Annotated in this window: 16 protein-coding genes; 11 read left to right on the top strand and 5 right to left on the bottom strand. The window is 58.8% G+C overall.

Annotated features, from left to right (window positions below):
- Window positions 1-5: 5 nt before the first annotated feature.
- A complete protein-coding gene (locus RDA78_RS13940) occupies window positions 6-2,381 on the bottom strand; it encodes a glycogen/starch/alpha-glucan phosphorylase (protein ID WP_434055900.1) in 2,376 nt (791 codons plus the stop codon).
- A gap of 357 nt (window positions 2,382-2,738) precedes the next feature.
- On the opposite strand from RDA78_RS13940, the gene RDA78_RS13935 reads away from it, so the two are divergent.
- Together RDA78_RS13935 and RDA78_RS13930 are read left to right on the top strand one after the other, a co-directional pair.
- On the top strand, window positions 2,739-3,794 hold the full coding sequence (locus RDA78_RS13935; protein ID WP_434055899.1) for a hypothetical protein: 1,056 nt from the start codon (window positions 2,739-2,741) through the stop codon (window positions 3,792-3,794).
- A 1-nt stretch (window position 3,795) separates the two neighbouring features.
- Window positions 3,796-5,334 carry a hypothetical protein gene (locus RDA78_RS13930; protein WP_434055898.1) on the top strand — a complete coding sequence of 513 codons (1,539 nt, stop codon included), beginning with the start codon at window positions 3,796-3,798 and terminating at the stop codon, window positions 5,332-5,334.
- Window positions 5,335-5,397: 63 nt separating this feature from the next.
- On the opposite strand, the gene RDA78_RS13925 is transcribed toward RDA78_RS13930, so the two are convergent.
- Window positions 5,398-6,825: a S8 family serine peptidase gene (locus RDA78_RS13925; RefSeq protein ID WP_434055897.1), complete on the bottom strand. Its 1,428-nt coding sequence runs from the start codon at window positions 6,823-6,825 to the stop codon at window positions 5,398-5,400.
- Window positions 6,826-6,949: 124 nt separating this feature from the next.
- Here RDA78_RS13925 and RDA78_RS13920 point away from each other — a divergent pair, with 124 nt between their 5' ends.
- Both RDA78_RS13920 and RDA78_RS13915 read left to right on the top strand, forming a co-directional pair.
- A complete protein-coding gene (locus RDA78_RS13920; RefSeq protein WP_434055896.1) occupies window positions 6,950-7,438 on the top strand; it encodes an RNA polymerase sigma factor in 489 nt (162 codons plus the stop codon).
- A 33-nt stretch (window positions 7,439-7,471) separates the two neighbouring features.
- Complete coding sequence (locus tag RDA78_RS13915; RefSeq protein ID WP_434055895.1) at window positions 7,472-8,233, top strand: anti-sigma factor family protein; 762 nt, start codon at window positions 7,472-7,474, stop codon at window positions 8,231-8,233.
- Here RDA78_RS13915 and RDA78_RS13910 read toward each other — a convergent pair whose 3' ends face one another.
- A complete protein-coding gene (locus tag RDA78_RS13910; protein WP_434055894.1) occupies window positions 8,234-9,241 on the bottom strand; it encodes a helix-turn-helix domain-containing protein in 1,008 nt (335 codons plus the stop codon).
- Window positions 9,242-9,434: 193 nt separating this feature from the next.
- Here RDA78_RS13910 and RDA78_RS13905 point away from each other — a divergent pair, with 193 nt between their 5' ends.
- The 4 genes from RDA78_RS13905 to RDA78_RS13890 all read left to right on the top strand — a co-directional run bounded on the left by RDA78_RS13905 (window position 9,435) and on the right by RDA78_RS13890 (window position 11,987).
- Window positions 9,435-9,827: a hypothetical protein gene (locus RDA78_RS13905; RefSeq protein WP_434055893.1), complete on the top strand. Its 393-nt coding sequence runs from the start codon at window positions 9,435-9,437 to the stop codon at window positions 9,825-9,827.
- Window positions 9,824-11,038, top strand: a complete 1,215-nt coding sequence (locus RDA78_RS13900; protein WP_434055892.1) for an HlyD family secretion protein — start codon at window positions 9,824-9,826, stop codon at window positions 11,036-11,038. The genes RDA78_RS13905 and RDA78_RS13900 overlap by 4 nt, the downstream gene beginning before the upstream one ends.
- A 328-nt stretch (window positions 11,039-11,366) precedes the next feature.
- Window positions 11,367-11,591, top strand: coding sequence for a hypothetical protein (locus RDA78_RS13895; protein WP_434055891.1), 225 nt, complete (start codon window positions 11,367-11,369; stop codon window positions 11,589-11,591).
- Between the two features lie 96 nt (window positions 11,592-11,687).
- Window positions 11,688-11,987: a hypothetical protein gene (locus RDA78_RS13890; protein WP_434055890.1), complete on the top strand. Its 300-nt coding sequence runs from the start codon at window positions 11,688-11,690 to the stop codon at window positions 11,985-11,987.
- Window positions 11,988-12,118: 131 nt separating this feature from the next.
- Here the strand turns inward: RDA78_RS13890 and RDA78_RS13885 are convergent, their stop codons facing one another.
- Window positions 12,119-12,985, bottom strand: coding sequence for a HalD/BesD family halogenase (locus RDA78_RS13885; RefSeq protein ID WP_434055889.1), 867 nt, complete (start codon window positions 12,983-12,985; stop codon window positions 12,119-12,121).
- Window positions 12,986-13,081: 96 nt separating this feature from the next.
- On the opposite strand from RDA78_RS13885, the gene RDA78_RS13880 reads away from it, so the two are divergent.
- The 3 genes from RDA78_RS13880 (at window position 13,082) to RDA78_RS13870 (ending at window position 16,539) form a co-directional block, all read left to right on the top strand.
- Entirely contained in the window at window positions 13,082-13,987 is a 906-nt protein-coding gene (locus RDA78_RS13880) for a LysR family transcriptional regulator (RefSeq protein ID WP_434055888.1), read from the top strand.
- Window positions 13,988-14,233: 246 nt separating this feature from the next.
- The gene (gene galE / locus RDA78_RS13875) at window positions 14,234-15,265 is read left to right on the top strand and encodes a UDP-glucose 4-epimerase GalE (protein WP_434055887.1); all 1,032 of its coding nucleotides are present in this window, start codon (window positions 14,234-14,236) and stop codon (window positions 15,263-15,265) included.
- Entirely contained in the window at window positions 15,214-16,539 is a 1,326-nt protein-coding gene (locus tag RDA78_RS13870) for a right-handed parallel beta-helix repeat-containing protein (RefSeq protein ID WP_434055886.1), read from the top strand. The genes galE and RDA78_RS13870 overlap by 52 nt, the downstream gene beginning before the upstream one ends.
- Window positions 16,540-16,616: 77 nt before the next feature.
- Here RDA78_RS13870 and RDA78_RS13865 read toward each other — a convergent pair whose 3' ends face one another.
- Window positions 16,617-17,429 carry a glycoside hydrolase family 16 protein gene (locus tag RDA78_RS13865; protein WP_434055885.1) on the bottom strand — a complete coding sequence of 271 codons (813 nt, stop codon included), beginning with the start codon at window positions 17,427-17,429 and terminating at the stop codon, window positions 16,617-16,619.

The following is a 17,429-nucleotide window of genomic DNA, read 5'->3' as shown; positions in this document are numbered from 1 at the left end:
CTACCTCACGTTCTGTCCAGAAGGGACGATGTATTCCAGATATCCTCAGCATACCCCCTTATGGTCCGGTCCGAAGAGAACCATCCCGAGCGGGCCGTGTTCAGGGCAGCCATTCTCGCCCAGCGCGTATGGTCGACAAAGGCGGTGTCGACCTGACGCTGAGTATCGAAATAGTCGTCGAAGTCACAGGTCACGAGAAAATAGTCGTGCTCATGCAACAAACGTACAAGGCCATGATAACGCCCGGGATCGCCGGGTGAAAACAGTCCGTCGGCAATTTGGTTGAGCACTCGTGTCAGACGCGGGCTCGCGGCGATGGCGGCACGCGAATAGTCATGCTGGTTCCGGCGCTCGACCACCTCTTCGGCCGTCAGCCCGAACAGGAAGAAATTTTCCGTTCCAACCCGCTCGCGGATTTCCACATTCGCGCCATCGAGCGTCCCGATCGTCAGCGCCCCGTTGAGTGCAAACTTCATGTTGCCCGTGCCGGACGCTTCCTTTCCGGCCGTGGAGATCTGCTCGGACAGGTCGGCAGCCGGTATGAGGATCTCCGCCATGGACACGTTGTAATTCGGCGGGTAGACGACCTTGAGCCGATCCCGGGTGACCGGATCGACATTGATCACCCTTGCAACATCGTTGATCAGGTGAATGATCTCCTTTGCAACCACATATCCCGGTGCCGCCTTTCCGCCGAAAATCTTCAGTCTTGGGGTCCAGTCGCCGTTGGGATTTTCCCTGATCTCGTTCCAGTGCGCGATGGTCTCCAGAATATTCATGAACTGGCGCTTGTATTCATGGATCCGCTTGATCTGCACGTCGAACATGGCGGACGGATCGATCTGCAGATCGCTCTTCTCGGCGAACCACCTGGAAAGCCGCTCCTTGTTCGCCCGTTTCGCGGCCATGAACGCATCCAGAAAACCGGTGTCGGCAATGTGGGGTTCCAGCTGGCTGAGCTGCTCCAGATCGTCGACCCAGCCTTCGCCGATCGTCTTGCTGATCAGGGTGCGCAGCGGCGGATTGCAGCTGTAGAGCCAGCGGCGCGGCGTAACACCATTGGTCTGGTTGATGATCCGGTCCGGATAGGTCTGGTTCAGATCGTGAAACACGGTTTTCTTCACCAGCTCCGAATGCAGGGCAGACACGCCGTTGACCCGGTGCGCCATCACGAAGGCAAGCTCGCCCATCTTGACCGCGTGGTCCTCAATGATCCGAACATGACTGCTGGTGGCGGCAAGATGCTCTTCCTCGATCACCTCGATGATCTGAAGGTGCCGTGGCAAGGTTCGCGCAAAAAGGCCCAGATCCCAACGTTCAAGCGCTTCCGGCAGCAAGGTGTGGTTGGTGTAGGCAAGACAGGCCTTCGCGATTTCGATGGCCTTCTTCATCTCGACGCCACTCTCGTCCACCAGCAGCCGCACGAGTTCGGGCCCGGCTATTGCCGGGTGCGTGTCATTGAGCTGGATGGCGACATGATCGGGAAGGGTCTCGATATCAAACCCTTCCGACTTGAAGCGGCGGACAATGTCCTGCAGCGAAGCGGAGGTGAAAAAATACTCCTGCTTCAGGCGCAGTTCCTTGCCGGCTTCAGTGGTGTCATCGGGATAAAGAACCCTTGAAATCGCACGGGCAAGCGCTTCAGGAACCACGGCACCCACGAGGTCACCACGGTTGAAGCTGCCCAGATCGAACAGAACGGTGGGTTTTGCGGACCAAAGCCGCAGCGTGTTGGCCCACCGCGCCTTCCAGCCAAGGATGGGCGTGTCATATGCATTGGCAATGACCGTTTCGGCGGGGTCCCAGGTTCCGTTGGCATGCCCGCCGAAGCCGACCGGATAGTTGACCTCCGGCCGCTCGAACTCCCAGGTATGGCGCTGTGACAGCCACCCCTCTGCCACCTCGATCTGACGCCCGTTCTCGAAATGCTGTTCGAACAGACCGTGCTCGTACCGGATACCGTAACCGTAGGCCGGAATGCCAAGTGTTGAAAGACTGTCGAGAAAGCAGGCGGCGAGCCGCCCCAGACCACCGTTGCCGAGCGCGGCATCCGGTTCGTCATGGACGACTTCGTCATAATCGAGACCAAGGCTCTCCAGGGCCGCGCGCGATGCGCTTTCGGCGCCGAGATTGACAGCGACATCTTCAAGCAGACGGCCGATCAGGAATTCCATGGAAAGGTAATAGACCCGCTTTCCGGCAGCTTCGTAAGTTTCCCTCGTGGACTGAAACCACGGATCGACGACGAGGTCGCGCAAGGCCAGAGACAGGGACGTGCGCCAATCATACAGGGTCGCATTTGCCGTATCCTTGCCGAGCGACTTCTTCAGATGGCGCAAAATGTTGAATTGCAGATCTTCAGAGGCAATCGTCTTCGTCAACTTGGTCTCGCTTTCCTTACCGGTTTTTGGAAGCGCCTTCGATCCTGAACAGCTTCCGGTTTCCCGACGTCTTTTTCATTTCAAAAGCCCACGGGCGCTCCCGCTGGACCTCGATATCACAACTCGGTGCAAATCACCGCATATTCGCCTTTTCCGGGTCCCCGGCTTGCAAGGGTCCCGGACAATAGACCGAATTCATGGCTCAAGCATTTTTTCCGGCCGTGTGCAACAGCGCGCGCATCATGCCGGAATTTATCCCTTTCAAAAAATTCAAGTTCCCCGGAATTTTTCCGATGCAGGTCCGTTTCTTCACTGACCGCGGCGTTGCGGTCGCAGCAAACGTTGAGAGAGACAGACATGGAACCGATTGCTCCCACCCGGCTGACAGCCGCCAAACAGTCTTACGCGGTGCGCCGCATGAATTTTGCCGAATGCAGCCACCTTGCAACGAAAGCCTTCAAACCGGAACCCGGAGACATTGTTCTGGCGCGCATTCAGACGCTTGGCTCACACAAGCGGATCGAGCTGCCGAACGGCCGGAAGGCCGCCCTGCACAGAGGCGACGAAGTTCTTCTCGCCTTCGGAAACAGATATGCTCCCGACCAGTACGAGGCCTATGTCCCTGAAAACCTTGGTCCGTGCCACATGGTGGCCGCAGGCGGCATTGCGGCAAAGGCAGCCTCCTGGCACGACAAACTGTCCGGACCCACGATCATCGAACCGGTTGGCGTCTTGTGCAGGCATGACGGCCGGGCCGTGAACCTGTCCGACTACGCGCTTCCGACCGTCGCCTGTTCGATGCCATCAACGGTATTCGGCGTGTTCGGCACGTCCATGAATGCCGGCAAGACTGCCACCGCGGCCTCTCTGGTCCGAGGCTTTGCAAAAAGCGGTTACAAGGTCGGGGCGCTGAAGGTCACCGGCACAGCCGCAGGCGGCGATCCCTGGCTGATGCACGACTCCGGCGCGGCGGAAGTCCTTGACTTCACCGATGGCGGCCTTGCAACAACATTCAGAACCCCACTCGACAAGATCGTGGGCACCACCCGGAACCTGCTGCGGACGCTCTACAGATCAAATTGCGATGTCGCGATCGTCGAAATCGCCGACGGACTGTTCCAGGAGGAGACCCGTCAGATCGCGGCCAGCCCCTTGATGCATTCGCTTTTTGACGGTGTCGTTTTCGCGGCGGGAGATGCCCTCGGTGCCGTTGCCGGCGTAAACAGCCTGGAACGTCTCGACTATCGGGTTCTCGGAGTGTCCGGCGCGGTCATGCAGTCACCGCTGGCGGTGCGCGAAGTCATCACGAATGTCGACGTCCCGGCATTTTCCCTGGCTGACCTGCAAAACCCGGCCACGGTCTCCTGCATCATGGACGAAGTACTCTCCGGGCAACTCGCGGTGGCACAGTGACATGAGCCACCGGCCCTCGAAGCCGGGCCTTCCAGCAATCTGGAACGCCCGGCGCGGCCTCGTCTGTGCCTGGCTGGTCCTGACCGGGTTCGCGCAGACGTTGGGCGCCATTGCATTGTCGACCGGTTCGGCAGCTCTTCTGGCCGGCCGGCCCGACGTCCACGGTTTCCCGGTTCTGGTGGTTCTTCTTGCGTCCGCGCTGGTCGCACTTGGTGCTTTCGTTCTCCAGACCCGTGGGGCAGAACGGTTTGCGCTCTCATATGTACACGACGTGAGACTGGCCTATGCCCGCCACGTTCTCCTGGTACCCTTTGACGCCAAGTCGCCTGCGACCGGCCTGTCCCTGACCAGGCTTGTCAATGATCTGGGCGCCGTGAAGCTGTGGCTCTCGAAAGGATTGCTCGCGCTGGTGACGCTGGCGGCAACATTGATCACGCTTGCAGGCTGGATTGTGGCGGCCAGCCCCTCCTACTTGGTTCCATTGGCCATGTGCCTCGGTGTTTGGGGTGTGGGGACCGCAGTGGCAATGCCCGGTCTGCGCAAGAGCATCCGGAAATCGCGGCAACGGCGTGGTGATATTGCAATACTTCTCGGCAAAGTCCTGCCCGAGCGCCTGCCTCTTCTGCTTCACGGAAAACTGGCGCCGGTTCTCGGAAAGCTCTCCAGAAAGAGCCAGGACGTCTGTTCTCTGCTCGTTGACCGCGCGACGTGGTCCGGAACGATGCGGGCCATCAGTCGGGTAACGTTTCCCGCCGCAGTGACCGCTTACGCCCTGTCCGGGAGCATTGACGCAGACACGATTGCTCAGTTCCTTTTGATTTTTGCCTTCCTGGCAACTCAGCTCGAAACCGGAGCGGCCGGTCTGGAATACCTTGAGGCCAACAGGGTCGCGCGTGAGAAGCTGAACCGGGTGTTCAGCACCACGCCTCTTGGCCCGCTGGAGGCAGGCCAGGCAAAAGGCCCCGATTGGGGCAAGCCGATTGAAATCTCGGGTCTGAAACTCCCGTCAGGCGATCTGTTGTCGATTGCGATCAGGCCCGCTGCCTGCACGTGGCTGATGCTGGAAGAGCCTCGCGACCGGCACCACGTCGCCTTGAGCCTGTGCGGCCTGGCGCAGGCACAGTCACAGGAAGCCATCAGGTTAGATGATTGCTCCTTCGCAGACATCGGTAGAAAGGCGCTCTGGCGCAACATAACGCTTGTTTCACCCGTCAACGGCATTCCCGTCTATCAGAAAGACAGGCCGGCCGTCGTGCTTGGCTCCCGGACCAAAAGCGCGAGCGAGGAAGCTGACATTTTCGGAGAGTTTCCGGGGCTTGTTCCGGCAAACACCGCCGACGTTTCGCGGGTTCAGTCCGACAGGGACCAGATCCGCCTCCGGATCGCGCGCGCCCTCCTCAGACGGCCGCGCGTCATCGTGGTCCAGGACGACGGTTTGATCGGCCAAAAGGATCTGCTTGCGAACCTTCAGGAACAGGCGGCGGCGCGCGGCACGACGCTGGTCCTGATTGCACTCAAACATCAAGTTGAAGCTGCCTGAAACCGTCAGGGCGAAAGGCAGGACTTCGTCAGAACCGGACCAAAGCACCTGCCCGCGGAACCCTCAGCACAAACCATCTGCCTGCAGCAAACCATGGCCATAGACAGGATCGTGGCCCGCATCCCCCAGATCTAACGCATTGCTGCGCAGCAGGTCATAGATCTCCCCGGGTGTCCTTTGCGGATGTTCAGCCCGCGCGATTGCCGCGGCGGCCGAAACGAAGGGTACCGCGAACGAAGTGCCGCTCCTCCACTTGGCCCCCTTTATCGACGCTGCGGTCCATATGTTGACCCCCGGAGCAGCCAGATCGACGTAGTCACCGCGATTGGCCCGGCGGTAAACGCGCTTGTTACGGTCCACGGCGGTCACCGCGAGAACCGCGTCATAAGCAGCGGGATAAACCGGATCCGCGGCAGGACCTCCATTGCCGGCAGCTGCGGCAAACGCAATTCCCTGATTGCCGAAGAGATCCTGGATCGCCGCTTCAACCACACTGTTCTGAGGCCCTGCGAGACTGAGATTGATCACCGTCACGTTCTCTGCCGACAACGCATAGAGTGCTTCGACAAGCGTGAATGCGTCGGCGCGTTCATCGCGGCCGGCCCTGTGGAAGGCGTCGACCGCGACCAGCCGGGCACCGGGCAGCAGGCCGCGCACACGCGTCTCCGGCTGTCCGACCAGCAACGCGGCAACGGCGGTTCCGTGGCTGGCTTTCGAAGCTGGAAGCGCTTCGTCCGCCAGACGCAGAACCGTCATGTCCGATCCGCTGAAAACCGGGTGGCGGTCATTGATGCCGGTATCGATTACGCCAATGGCGCCGGCATTCGGGCACGTCTTTTCCATTTGCAGGGAAGTGCTTGGCCAGCCCACAAGCTCGAAGGCGGGACAGGATTCACCCTCACACCCGGCCTCTCCCCGTTCCGGCCTGTAGTAATGGTTGAAGTCTGTATTCTGACCCGATGGCAAGGCCCGGACGGCGTCGCGTGCATCGGGCAGCGCAAGACCTTCAGGAACAGCGAGACGATAGTAGGTTTGTCCACCCGCTGCCGATCGCTGTTCAAGCACACGATATCCCTCGTTCAGAAGACTTTGCAGATCCGTGGAAGTGATGTTCAGAACGATGATCTCGCCGGCAACAAACAGAACCGGCGGCGCAGCTGGTCTTGCCGGTGTGCGTGTCGGCTGCTCCCGTTCACCGAACAAACGCCTGAGAGGAGCGAAGATACGCCCTGCGCCAGCACCGCTCGACCCGGCTGCGTTGGACCCGGAACGGCCTTGCGTGCCAGGGCCGCCACCTTGTCGGCCTCCCGGATCGCTGTCATTGTCGTCGTCATCGCTGTCGTCGGACCCGTCATTGTCGCTGTCACTGTCACCGTCACCATCCTCATCGTCTGCGTATGCCGCGATTGGAGACGGTCCGTCCGGCGGCCATTGAACAACCGACGGCAGAACAAGAAAAAGGGCGAAACCAAGGGTGATCAGTCGGATCATGTCAGGTCCTTTCAGGCACGCACTTTTTTCGGGAATAATCCGGTGCGTCAATCGTATTCGTTTCAATTACGTTTCAGCCGCCTGAAAATTCCATCGGGTGCCTGATTTCCGAAAAGGTCATCGAATGCCGGATTGTTTTCATACTGCCCTGACCGAGAAATTGCCCAACTTGAGACGATTTGCCTTATCGCTTTGCCGGTCGGCACATGTGGCCGATGATCTTGTTCAGATCACGGTTGAGCGGGCGTTGGTTGCGAGAAATAGCTTTAACCCGTCATCCCGTATCGAGTTCTGGCTCTTCCGAATCCTCAGGAACGCCTGGATCGACATGACCCGGAAACAGAAGGTGCGCGGACAGGAACTGGACATACACGATGCGCCTGATCTTGGCGGCACGGACAACCACATGGGCGAAACCCGGCTCATGATCGCCAACGTTCTTGAGGCCGTGGAACACCTCCCGCTCGAACAGCGGGAAGTGATTGTTCTGGTCTGCTTCGAGGAGCTGAGCTACGCGGAAGCGGCTGACATATTGGGCATTCCGAAAGGCACGATCATGAGCCGCCTGTCCCGGGCACGCACGGCGATTGCGGCAAGGACCGGAATAAAATGAGCTTTGCAACGTTTCCCGCACAGGACGAAAAAAATGATGGATGAAACGAAGATGACCGACGAAATCATCATGGCCTATGCGGACGGCCACCTGCCGGAAACCGAAGCGCTCAAGGTTGAAGAGGCGGCACGGGCGGACCCGGCGATACGGGACAAGATCCGTGTGTTCCAGGAAACCGCACGGCAGCTCAAGACTGCTGCGACGGAACTGCCAGCGGTGCCCGATGCGCTGGCGCAGAGGGTATCCACGATCCTGGAACAGGACGCCGGACGATCAGATCAACAGGACCGGGACAATGTTGTGCCGCTCCCTCGAAGAAGCTGGGTGAGCCATTGGCCGGCGGCACTCGCGGCATCCATCACACTCGCAATCGGAGTTGCCGCCGGTGCGGCGCTCGGACCGTTCGGTGCACCGGAAACCAACCCGCCTTTCGGGCTGGTGGCTCTGGCAGACCCGGACATTGCCGTTACCCTTTCCAGTGCCGCGTCCGGCAGCAGTTCGGTGCTCGGCTCGGGTGCGACGCTGAACGTGATCGCCTCTTTTGTCGACGCGGACAACACACTTTGCCGGGAGTTCGATTATGAGGCAGTGAACGGCGCGTCCATCGTTTCGGTTGCCTGCCGCGTGAACGACACCTGGCGTCCGAAGATCGCGATCGCCGCACGCCACGATCAGGCAGGCACCTTTGCTCCGGCCTCTTCGCTGGACGCGCTTGAAACCTGGCTCGGCACATCAGGCTTCGGCGCACCACTTGAAGCGCAGGAAGAAACGCAGCGGCTTTCCGAGCTGAATTGATCACATGCTCGCGCGTTTGAACTGCGCGGGCGTAGTTCCCGTCCAGCGTTTGAACGCAACCGAGAAAGCCGCCTGGTCCGAGAAGTCGAGCAGAAAAGCGACTTGCGCAATGCTGCTCTGGCCTTTCAGGAGGCTTTTTGCCAGATCGCACCTCGCAGCTTCCGCAAGCGCCTTGTAGCTGGTTCCTTCCGCGCCAAGGCGGCGTGTGAGCGTACGCCGTGTCATGAACAGCTGTTCGGCGACCTCGTCTCCGCTCGGCAGGTGGCCGGGCAACTGCCGGCGCACCAGTGCGACGACCTTTTCCGAAAGGCTGGCATTTTCCTTCGGCATCTGCTCCAGCCGTGCATCACCATGGGCCTGCAGGTGATTGAGCAGGGCGGAATCGAAGGTCGGGATCGGGTGTTGCAGCCCTCCGGCGGGCAGTTGCACGCCGCTCATGGGCTGCCCATGAACAACCTCGCAATCGACAAGTTCCGACAACTTGCGGCAATGCTCCGCGTCATTGCTGTCCAGGTAAATCGTCAGCGGACCGAAATCCGGACCGGCGATCTGGGTGATCCTCTTGTACATTCCGAACACCAGAAGTTCGCGGTGACGAGGCGCCTGATGCCCGGAAAGCACCGCGGTTTCGAGCGCAACAATCGGCCCGGTCTCGCTGCTGACCAGCCGGAATGTCAGGTGCGGGTCTTCAAGTGCATAATACTTCTGAGCGAATTCGAGCACTTGCCCGACGGTCGCGCTCGCATTCGCCAGATAGGCCAGAAGCGTCTTGGCTCCCGGTGTCGCAAGTCCGGTCCGTGCGGCAAAGGTCTGATCCCCGTGTGCATTGCACGCAAGAGTTACAACCGCCGCCTCGACCGAGAGTTCCACCCTGGCTTCCGGATCAGTCAGGATCGCGGGGTCAACACCCAGGTCAGTCAACAGGTCCTCGAAAGGCCTCGAGGTTCCAGGTTCCTGCGAATAGACCCGGGCCACGTGCTTGAGCCGGTATGCGCTTAACTTCGGCATCGTACCGAAACACCCTTCTCTTTGTTCGTGCTGTTTCGCTGGCATTCGGATGCTGCCCGATTGTCCAGAAAAAGGAAACACGTGGCCAGAGGACAAAAGAACGACCCACGGCTTTTCACCATCTGAGCAACGTGAACGGAACATGCTGCCCTTGGGGGGTGGCTTTTAACCGAAAAAGCAAAGGACACATATCGTGAAAAAGCTCGTACTGCCGGCGCTTCTTGCCCTCGGCGCAATGACAACATCCGCCGCTGCCGCCAGCGGCGAACCGAGATGGTGGGTGCCGCCGGGAGAAACAGACACCTACACCTGGGTCGGACTGATCGTCTTCCTGCTCGCGATCTTTCTGCTGATACACCTTTACTCGCAGTTCGATCACTACGCTGAGCATCGCGCCAAGGGAACGCCTTTGCGCACAACCATACCGACAATGCTGACGGTTGCTCTCGCCTACGAAATCATGCCGGCGCTCGACCATTTCAGCATCCTGCTTCCCGCAACCCTCATCATGACAGCGATCGCGCGGGACTTCATGCTCTGGTGGCGTCCTGAAGAAGAAGCAGCCGTTGAGGAGACAGCAAAATGATCGAGATTCTCGTCACGTCATTCCCGTTCGTCCTTCGAGTCATGTATCTGCGCTGGCGCGGCATGCCCGTCACGCTTTACAACGTCCACCGGGCCCTGTTTCTTTGGTTCGTCATGGCCCTGATCGTTTTTTTTGCGGTCTTCTACTACTACCCCAAATCCTACACGGGTCTGGTCCCCTACCGCACGGTTCCGGTCGTCGCCGAAACAGGGGGGACAGTCACCGAGGTCTTCGTAAAGGGTGGTGATCATGTGAAGGTCGGTGACCCTCTCTTTTCCATCGAAAACAGCTCTGAGCTCGCGAAAGTGGAATACAGCCGACGCAAGGTGGAGGAAGTCGAAGCAGCCATTGTGGCAGCACACATGGATGTGGAAACCGCCGAGGCATCGCTCGCCGCAACAAGATCCGCACTGAAACAGGCCGAACTGACCCTTGCCGATCACCTCGAACTCCAGGCGCGCGGGTCCGCAGCTTACCAGCACAGCCAGATGGAGCGTGCGACATCGCAACGCGATACGCGCAAAGCGGAAGTCGATGCGGCCGAAAGCAAACTGGCCACGGCAAAGATCCATGCGAACAACATCCTGCCGGCACAGCTGGAAAGCGCGAAGGCGTCCCTGAAGCAGGCTGAAGTGGACCTGAACAAGACGCGTGTATACAGCTTTGTCGATGGCACCGTGGAACAGCTGACCTTGAGTGTCGGTGCCCGTGCAGCGCAGGCCGCCATCAGCCCCGCCATGATGATCGTTCCGGACCGCACGTCCAGGCAGAAGGGACGGATCGTTGCCGGCTTCTCGCAAGTTTCCCGCACCGAGCTCTATGAAGGCATGGCTGCTGAAATCGCCTGTGAAAGCAATTTCAACATCGCGATGACCAACACTGTTCTTCCGGCTCGCATCACACGGATACAGGAACCGATTGCGTCGGGCCAGATGGCACCGGCCAACCGCCTGATGGAACCGGCCGAACGGGTCAAGCGCGGTCAGATCGTGGCCCATCTTGACCTTGTCCACCCGGAGCACCGGGACCTGCTTGTCCCTGGCAGCGGCTGCCTTGTCCAGACCTATACAACGCACCTGGAAGGTCCGCTTGAGGGCAGCGTCACGGCTCACGTGATCGAAGCCCTCGGCATCATCAAGGCGGTCGGTTTGCGCATCAGGGCCTGGCTCGGCCTGGCATCCGGCATCGGTCTTGCCGGCTCCGGCCACTGATCAAGTCCAAGCCATTTCAAAGTCGAACAAAGGCGCCCGTCAATTGCCGGGCGCCTTTGTTCGTTTGTGCGTGCAGCGTCACGCTGCCAGGCAGATCACGACCCGGAAGAACGTAGTAAAGATCTGAAAGTATTAATTTCTTTGTCTTCTTTCCGGCCTGCACTCACGATGTTCCATTCATTTTGGAAAAGCAGCGCGCAGTTTGGCCAGAACGAATAAACACATGGCCAGACGCCTAAAGAAGCACCCCGTTCTTTCAACCATATTCGGCTTGTCAACAAACGAACTGCCCTTTTGGGGGGCGGTTTAACAGCCAAGGAGCAGGAATATGAAACTGAAAGCACTCACCCTCGCAGCGATCGCCTTCTCGATCGGTTACGTCAGCGAAGTCAACATGTCCTCCATCGCGACCGGTGGACCGGTCACGCTGCAGATGAGCGAAGCCAATGCACAGACCGCCTCGCAGAATGCGGCACGCCGCACATCCCGGCGCACCTCAAGACGCGTGAACCGCCGGCACGAGGCAGCAGAAGACGCCTACGAAAACAACTGATTTCGAGATTCACCAAGCCAACAAGAAACAAACACCAATCAGCTGCAGCCGGAAAAGTGAAGAACGGCGCGGCACCCAGATCAAAGGAAAATTGAAATGAACGCGAAAGCACTCACACTCGCAGCAGCCGCCTTTTCCATCGGTTACGTCGGCAACGTCGATCTGCCGACCCCCCAATCCACCGGGTCCCTCTCGTTCAAGGTCGGCGAAGCAAGTGCCCAAACAGCGTCACAGAATGCGGCCCGCCGGACAGCCCGCAGAACATCCCGTCGGGTGAACCGCCGCCACAACATCTCCGGCTGCACGCCCTACAATGCCTACTACAATTGCGGCGGCGTCTACTATCAGGCCGTCACGCAAGACGGAACGACGGTCTACATTGTTGTAAATCCATAACAACAAACGACACAAAACGTCGACTGATCTGCCGGAACCGGGACACCGTTTCCGGCAGCAGTCGTTTTCACGATTGACAACCACTCATCCGGCACCGGCTCCGTGACAGGCAGAACCGGTCGCCATCAAGGTCAGTCCGCGAGCCCGTCATTGCGCGCTTGCTTTTCTGCATCGATATGGGCCTGGGTGACACGATTGTGGACCTTCCGGGTTCGCTCGACCCGCCCGATGAATCCGGGTTCCTTTGCATAGCCGAAAATGACGGTATGGCGCTCGCCCTTTCCCTTGACGACCCGGTGCAGGGAAAACCGGCCCTTGAAAATCTGAAGATCGCCCAGTTCGAGCGAGAGCCTGCGCACGCGATCGGACTTGCCGTCCAACACCTTTTCAACCTCGTCGTAACACTCATCGCTGGGTTGGCGGAGGTCCGGCACATACTCAAATGCGCCGCCCTCATGCGGTTTCCGGGTCAGCAGACTGACGATGAACTCGTTGGTGTCGTAATGCCAGGCAAGCTGCTGCCCCTCCTTCATGACATTGACAACGACGCCTGCGAGCGGATCGTCAAAGGTGAACAGCGTCTCTTCTTCCAGACAATCGGCGATGAAACGTTGAAACGCCGGACTTCTGTAGAGTGACAGGCTCAGTCCGTTGGGCGGAAGGCGGTCCATTGCAACGAAACCATTGGTATTTTCCGAATAGCGCCGCCGCGGATGACTAGCCGGCAGATCCGGATCGTCCGGCGCGAAATAGGGATTGATTGACGAGGTCGAAAAATGTGCGCTTGGCGCAACGTCCTTCACCTCTTCGCCAAAGGCCTGCCGGCAGTCTGACCGGATGAAGCCGTCAATCCGCGCGCATCCGACCTCCTGCAGATCCTTGCGCACTTCGGCGAGCTTGAGGGCATAGTTCCGACCGTCAGGTTCGTGGATCGGCCAGGCGTCCAGATCGACGCAGGCCAGTGCGCCGAGAGCCACCGTGGTGTTGTCGTGCTTCATCTGTGCTTCCCGCTCAAAAATCAGACTTGAAAATAGATGACAGCACGAAACGCGCGAGTAAAATGGGTTCTCGAGCCAAATACATTAGAGCTGCTTATGCAATTACTGGATATCGCCCACTGGTCTCTGATCTGCGCGCTCAAGGACCGGGAGACACTGTCTGCGGCAGCCGCGTCCTTGGGGATCACCCAGTCTGCGGCGACGCAGAGGCTCCGCGAAGCCGAGAGGCGCCTCGGCGTCGCGCTTGCCCGCAAGACCGGGCGCAGTCTGGAATTGACGGAGGCCGGACGGACGGTCGCGACAGCAGGACAGGCAACCCTGCCCGTGCTGCGCCTGGCAGAGAGCGATGCCATTTGGCACGGCAAGCGCAATGCCCGACAGCTTACCCTTGCGCTCGGTCTGTTCGATCCGGCAAGGCTTTCGATGCGCGTAATCACTGAGTGTCAAGAAGCTTTGCCGGACGTTTCGGTTCAATGGGCAAGGGTACCGAATGAACACATGGTCGCTGCGGTCGCCGGCGGAAGCGCTGATCTTGCGTTCATCCCCGGTGCACCCGCCAATCCTGACGTCCCTCGCCGCCTGGCGGTCAGGGACAGGCTGGTCGCCGTCTTTGCGGAGGGAAATGGCCCACCGGCAGGCGCAACGGTGACAACCCATCACTTTGCCGGCAAAACATTTCTAACCTACGGGCTCAGGCCGGAACCGGGTTGGGAGTATGATCTGTTCTTTGAACGCGGCAAATCTTTTCCCGGCGAAGCAGTCAAGATCGAATCCACGGAACTGATCTGTCAGATGGTGGCACGCGGAATGGGGGCGTCCATTCTTCCCAGTGCGTGTGTTGAGGCATCTGCCTTTTCTTCACACATTGATATTGCTGAATTCGGCTCCGACAAAATCCGGTTCGACTGGTTTGTCATTCACACGCGCTCCACACCGGACGCTGCAATCGAAGCCATCCGGCGCGCGATCGTTCCCTTGCCGGAAATGGACGTGAGCAGCTGATATTCCAAACGTAATGTGCCATTCGCCCCGCCTTGTGCCGGCCGCACCATGCTTTGCCGTGCCCAGACCGGACGGCAAAGGTCGGCGTCCGCCAAGAAATCAAGAAACAGATTCAAACAACGAAATTAAGTATAAAATTGAAGCATTTAAATATTTACGCATCATATTTTAGACAAAGGACCGATTTTAAAAAACCTTCATCAGTTTTACGGTATATAACTGATTCAGTGACCATACGGGGATCATATGACAGTACTCATTACCGGCGGCGCCGGCTACATCGGTTCGCACTGCAGCGTCGCATTTCTGGAAGCCGGTTACGACATTGTCGTTGTTGATAATTTGTCGAATGCGAGCGACGTCAGCCTGCAACGGATAGAGGCGATCACGGGTCGCAAGGTTGTAAGTGAAATTGCCGATATTCGAGACCAGAACAAGCTTGAAGAAATACTTGAAAAGCACAAGTGTCATGCCGTGGTCCATTTTGCCGGACTGAAGGCGGTCGGCGAGTCGGCCAAGATGCCGCTGGCGTATTACGAGAACAATGTGGTCGGCACCCACAGGCTGCTTTCTGCGATGTCAAACTGCGGCGTGAAACAGCTAATCTTCTCGTCGTCGGCGACGGTCTATGGCGAACCGCAGTTTCTCCCGCTGACCGAGGATCACCCGACAAGCGCCGTCAACCCCTATGGCCGCACCAAGCTCATGATCGAAGAAATGCTGAGCGACGTTGCCGCCAGCGATCCGGCCTGGCGGTTCGGCATCTTGCGCTATTTCAATCCCGTTGGCGCGCATCTCAGCGGACAGATCGGCGAAAACCCGCTCGGCATTCCGAACAATCTCATGCCGTTCATCACCCAGGTCGCTGATGGCCGCCGGGAGCAATTGTCCGTTTTCGGCAACGACTATGACACCCGCGACGGCACGGGCGTGCGCGATTACATCCACGTCACCGACCTTGTCGAAGGTCACTTGCGCGCGCATGAAGTTCTGGCCTCCGGCTCCGCGCCATCAAACTGCTTCGCCGTCAATCTCGGCACTGGCAACGGCTATAGCGTTCTTGAGATGGTGCGTGCGTTCGAGCGGGCCTCCAACAAGGAGATCCGTTACGCATTCGCGCCCCGCCGCGATGGCGATGTTGCGGAGTGCTACGCCAATACGGAACTTGCGGAAAAGGTCCTGGATTGGAAGGCGGAACGCGATCTTGACGCCATGTGCCGCGATACATGGAACTGGGTCTGCAAGAACCCGCGCGGATACGAAGCGCCGACATCCTGAAGCTCTGCGCAAGGCATGACTTTTACCGGTATGAGGTCCGCTCGAGCCTCACGCGACTGGACGGCGAAAAATGCGAACCGGCAAGGTTTCATGTTCTGTGTCTGGCGCGCATCCTGCTGCAGCAGACACCGTTACCCAAATGTGCAGACGAGGCATGTGTGCGACACACTTTGATAATTGCGTTGGCGTTTTTCCTTTCCGGCTTCAGCGCCGCTCTTGCGACCGAGTACCAGGTTCCGGCGACACCGGGCAATCTCCAGAAACTGATTGATTCAGTCAGCCTGACAGGCGGTGACCGTTTGGTTCTGGCGCCGGGCTATCATGGCACGCTTGTCATCAGGGGGCTTCAATTCGAAGAACCACTCACCATCACCGCGGCAGGCGGTGGTGCACCAAATCTGGATCAACTGATTGTGGACGCCAGCTCTGGAATCCGGATCCGAAAAATCTCCGTCATTCCGGTATCAAAGCCGGCGCCGGACGAAGCCCTCGTGAGCGTTGACGAAAGCAAGGCAATCGAACTGGAACACCTGACGGTGGCCTCCGCATTCAGTTCACAAGACTGGTCCGCGCCACAATGGCGTGAGAACGTGCGCAATGGCGTTTTCCTGTCCGGGCAGGATATCTCCTTGACAGACAGCCTTGTCTTCAATGTCCGGCACGGTATTTCCACCGTCGCGGACGGAGCCAAAATCGAAAGGAACATCATCGAGAATTTTGCCGGTGACGGCATTCGTGGAATTGGTGACAACTCCAGCTATGTCGAGAACACCATCGACACCTGCATCGATATTGATGACAACCACGACGACGGTTTTCAATCCTGGTCCCTGGATGAGGATGGGCGACCCGGCAAGGGCGTTGTCCGGAATGTCCGCGTCGAACGCAATCGGATTTCAAACGGCGACCATCGCTTTACCTGCCACTTGCAGGGCATTGGCCTCTTCGACGGGATCTACGAGAACTGGGTCATCAGCGGCAACACGATCACCGTGGATCATTGGCACGGCATTACGGTCATGGGCGCACGAAACGTCGTTGTTTCGGACAACTTCGTCACGGATTTCCGGCCTGGAAAGCCAGGTGCGCCATCCGTCACCATCATGGCTCACAAGGACGGAAGGCAGGCCGAGAACAGCTCTGTTGAAAGGAACGTAACCCAACCTTGGCTTGGGGGCGCCGGTTCACCGTTCAACCAGGCTCATCCGGGCGTCACGCTGATTGAAAATCGTGTCCTCGAAACCACACGAAGCGGAACGATTCCCGCCAAGTGAAAAAATCTGACTTGAAACCGGACTGCGATTGAACGCGGTGGGTTGCTGCTTCCCCGAGATTGACACCAGCGTGAGCACTATGCGCTGATATCCTTGAAGACGCGCACGTTCTGGATCGTCGTGGCTGCGCCTTCGACATCGCCGTCATTCTTGCCTGCGAAGGGGGCCACGGCATTGCTGAACAGCAGCATCGCCGGCGTATGGGCAAACCTGTTTTCAACGTCGAAGACATCGACATCATCAACGAAGAAACGGAATTCGTCTTCCGTCCAGAGCATCGCGTAGTGGTGGAAGGACTGGTCCAATTGCAGATCCGTGCGATAGGTTGCTGCCAAAACAATCTTCTCCGGTTTCCACCTCCTGGCAGAGACCTGGACTATGTTCGGGTACTTCACTTCGGCGACGTCGAGTTCGAACTGCGTGTCACCCTGCAAGGACCGGTCGGATACCATCCAGAACGCATTGTTGACCCCCGGTTCGCTCGCAATGCGCATTTCGCACTCGAAGTAGCCGTAGGTCTGCCTGAAGGAACGAGTACGGATGTATCCTCCCGTGAAGGGACGTTTCGGATCGTCCTGATGGCCCAGTTCCAGGTCGAGCTCACCGTCCTCGACCAGAACGTTGCGCGGGTAGCGCATGGTCAAATGCTTGTGGCCGCCCCGTTTCAGCGATTCCCAGGTGGACTGAAACGCAACCGGATCGTCGAAATCGTCCTCGAACGTGAGCTTCCAGTCGCCCTTGGCCCGCGCAAGCGGAGCCGGCAGGCCTCCACCGGAAAGGGCTGCTGCTGGCTTCGGCACCGCCGCAACGCTCAGCGCTGCGATCCCGCCTGCCGCCGCTTTCAAAAAACGGCGGCGATCCGGTGAAGGGAGTTCCCGCATGTAGGTCAT

Source organism: Roseibium sp. (assembly GCF_051016195.1).
Classification (GTDB): Bacteria; Pseudomonadota; Alphaproteobacteria; order Rhizobiales; family Stappiaceae; genus Roseibium.
Note: the sequence above shows the minus strand (reverse complement) of the source record. Positions and strands in the feature narration are given on the sequence as shown.

Bases quoted from the DNA above. Each gene is read 5' to 3' on its own strand.
- RDA78_RS13915 (WP_434055895.1), top strand. From the start codon at position 7,472: ATGATGGATGAAACGAAGATGACCGACGAAATCATCATGGCCTATGCG.
- RDA78_RS13890 (WP_434055890.1), top strand. From the start codon at position 11,688: ATGAACGCGAAAGCACTCACACTCGCAGCAGCCGCCTTTTCCATCGGT.
- RDA78_RS13870 (WP_434055886.1), top strand. From the start codon at position 15,214: ATGGAACTGGGTCTGCAAGAACCCGCGCGGATACGAAGCGCCGACATC.
- RDA78_RS13925 (WP_434055897.1), bottom strand. From the start codon at position 6,825: ATGATCCGACTGATCACCCTTGGTTTCGCCCTTTTTCTTGTTCTGCCG.
- RDA78_RS13900 (WP_434055892.1), top strand. From the start codon at position 9,824: ATGATCGAGATTCTCGTCACGTCATTCCCGTTCGTCCTTCGAGTCATG.
- RDA78_RS13910 (WP_434055894.1), bottom strand. From the start codon at position 9,241: ATGCCGAAGTTAAGCGCATACCGGCTCAAGCACGTGGCCCGGGTCTAT.
- RDA78_RS13930 (WP_434055898.1), top strand. From the start codon at position 3,796: ATGAGCCACCGGCCCTCGAAGCCGGGCCTTCCAGCAATCTGGAACGCC.
- RDA78_RS13865 (WP_434055885.1), bottom strand. From the start codon at position 17,429: ATGACCTACATGCGGGAACTCCCTTCACCGGATCGCCGCCGTTTTTTG.
- RDA78_RS13935 (WP_434055899.1), top strand. From the start codon at position 2,739: ATGGAACCGATTGCTCCCACCCGGCTGACAGCCGCCAAACAGTCTTAC.
- RDA78_RS13895 (WP_434055891.1), top strand. From the start codon at position 11,367: ATGAAACTGAAAGCACTCACCCTCGCAGCGATCGCCTTCTCGATCGGT.
- RDA78_RS13880 (WP_434055888.1), top strand. From the start codon at position 13,082: ATGCAATTACTGGATATCGCCCACTGGTCTCTGATCTGCGCGCTCAAG.
- RDA78_RS13920 (WP_434055896.1), top strand. From the start codon at position 6,950: ATGCCGGATTGTTTTCATACTGCCCTGACCGAGAAATTGCCCAACTTG.
- RDA78_RS13885 (WP_434055889.1), bottom strand. From the start codon at position 12,985: ATGAAGCACGACAACACCACGGTGGCTCTCGGCGCACTGGCCTGCGTC.
- galE (WP_434055887.1), top strand. From the start codon at position 14,234: ATGACAGTACTCATTACCGGCGGCGCCGGCTACATCGGTTCGCACTGC.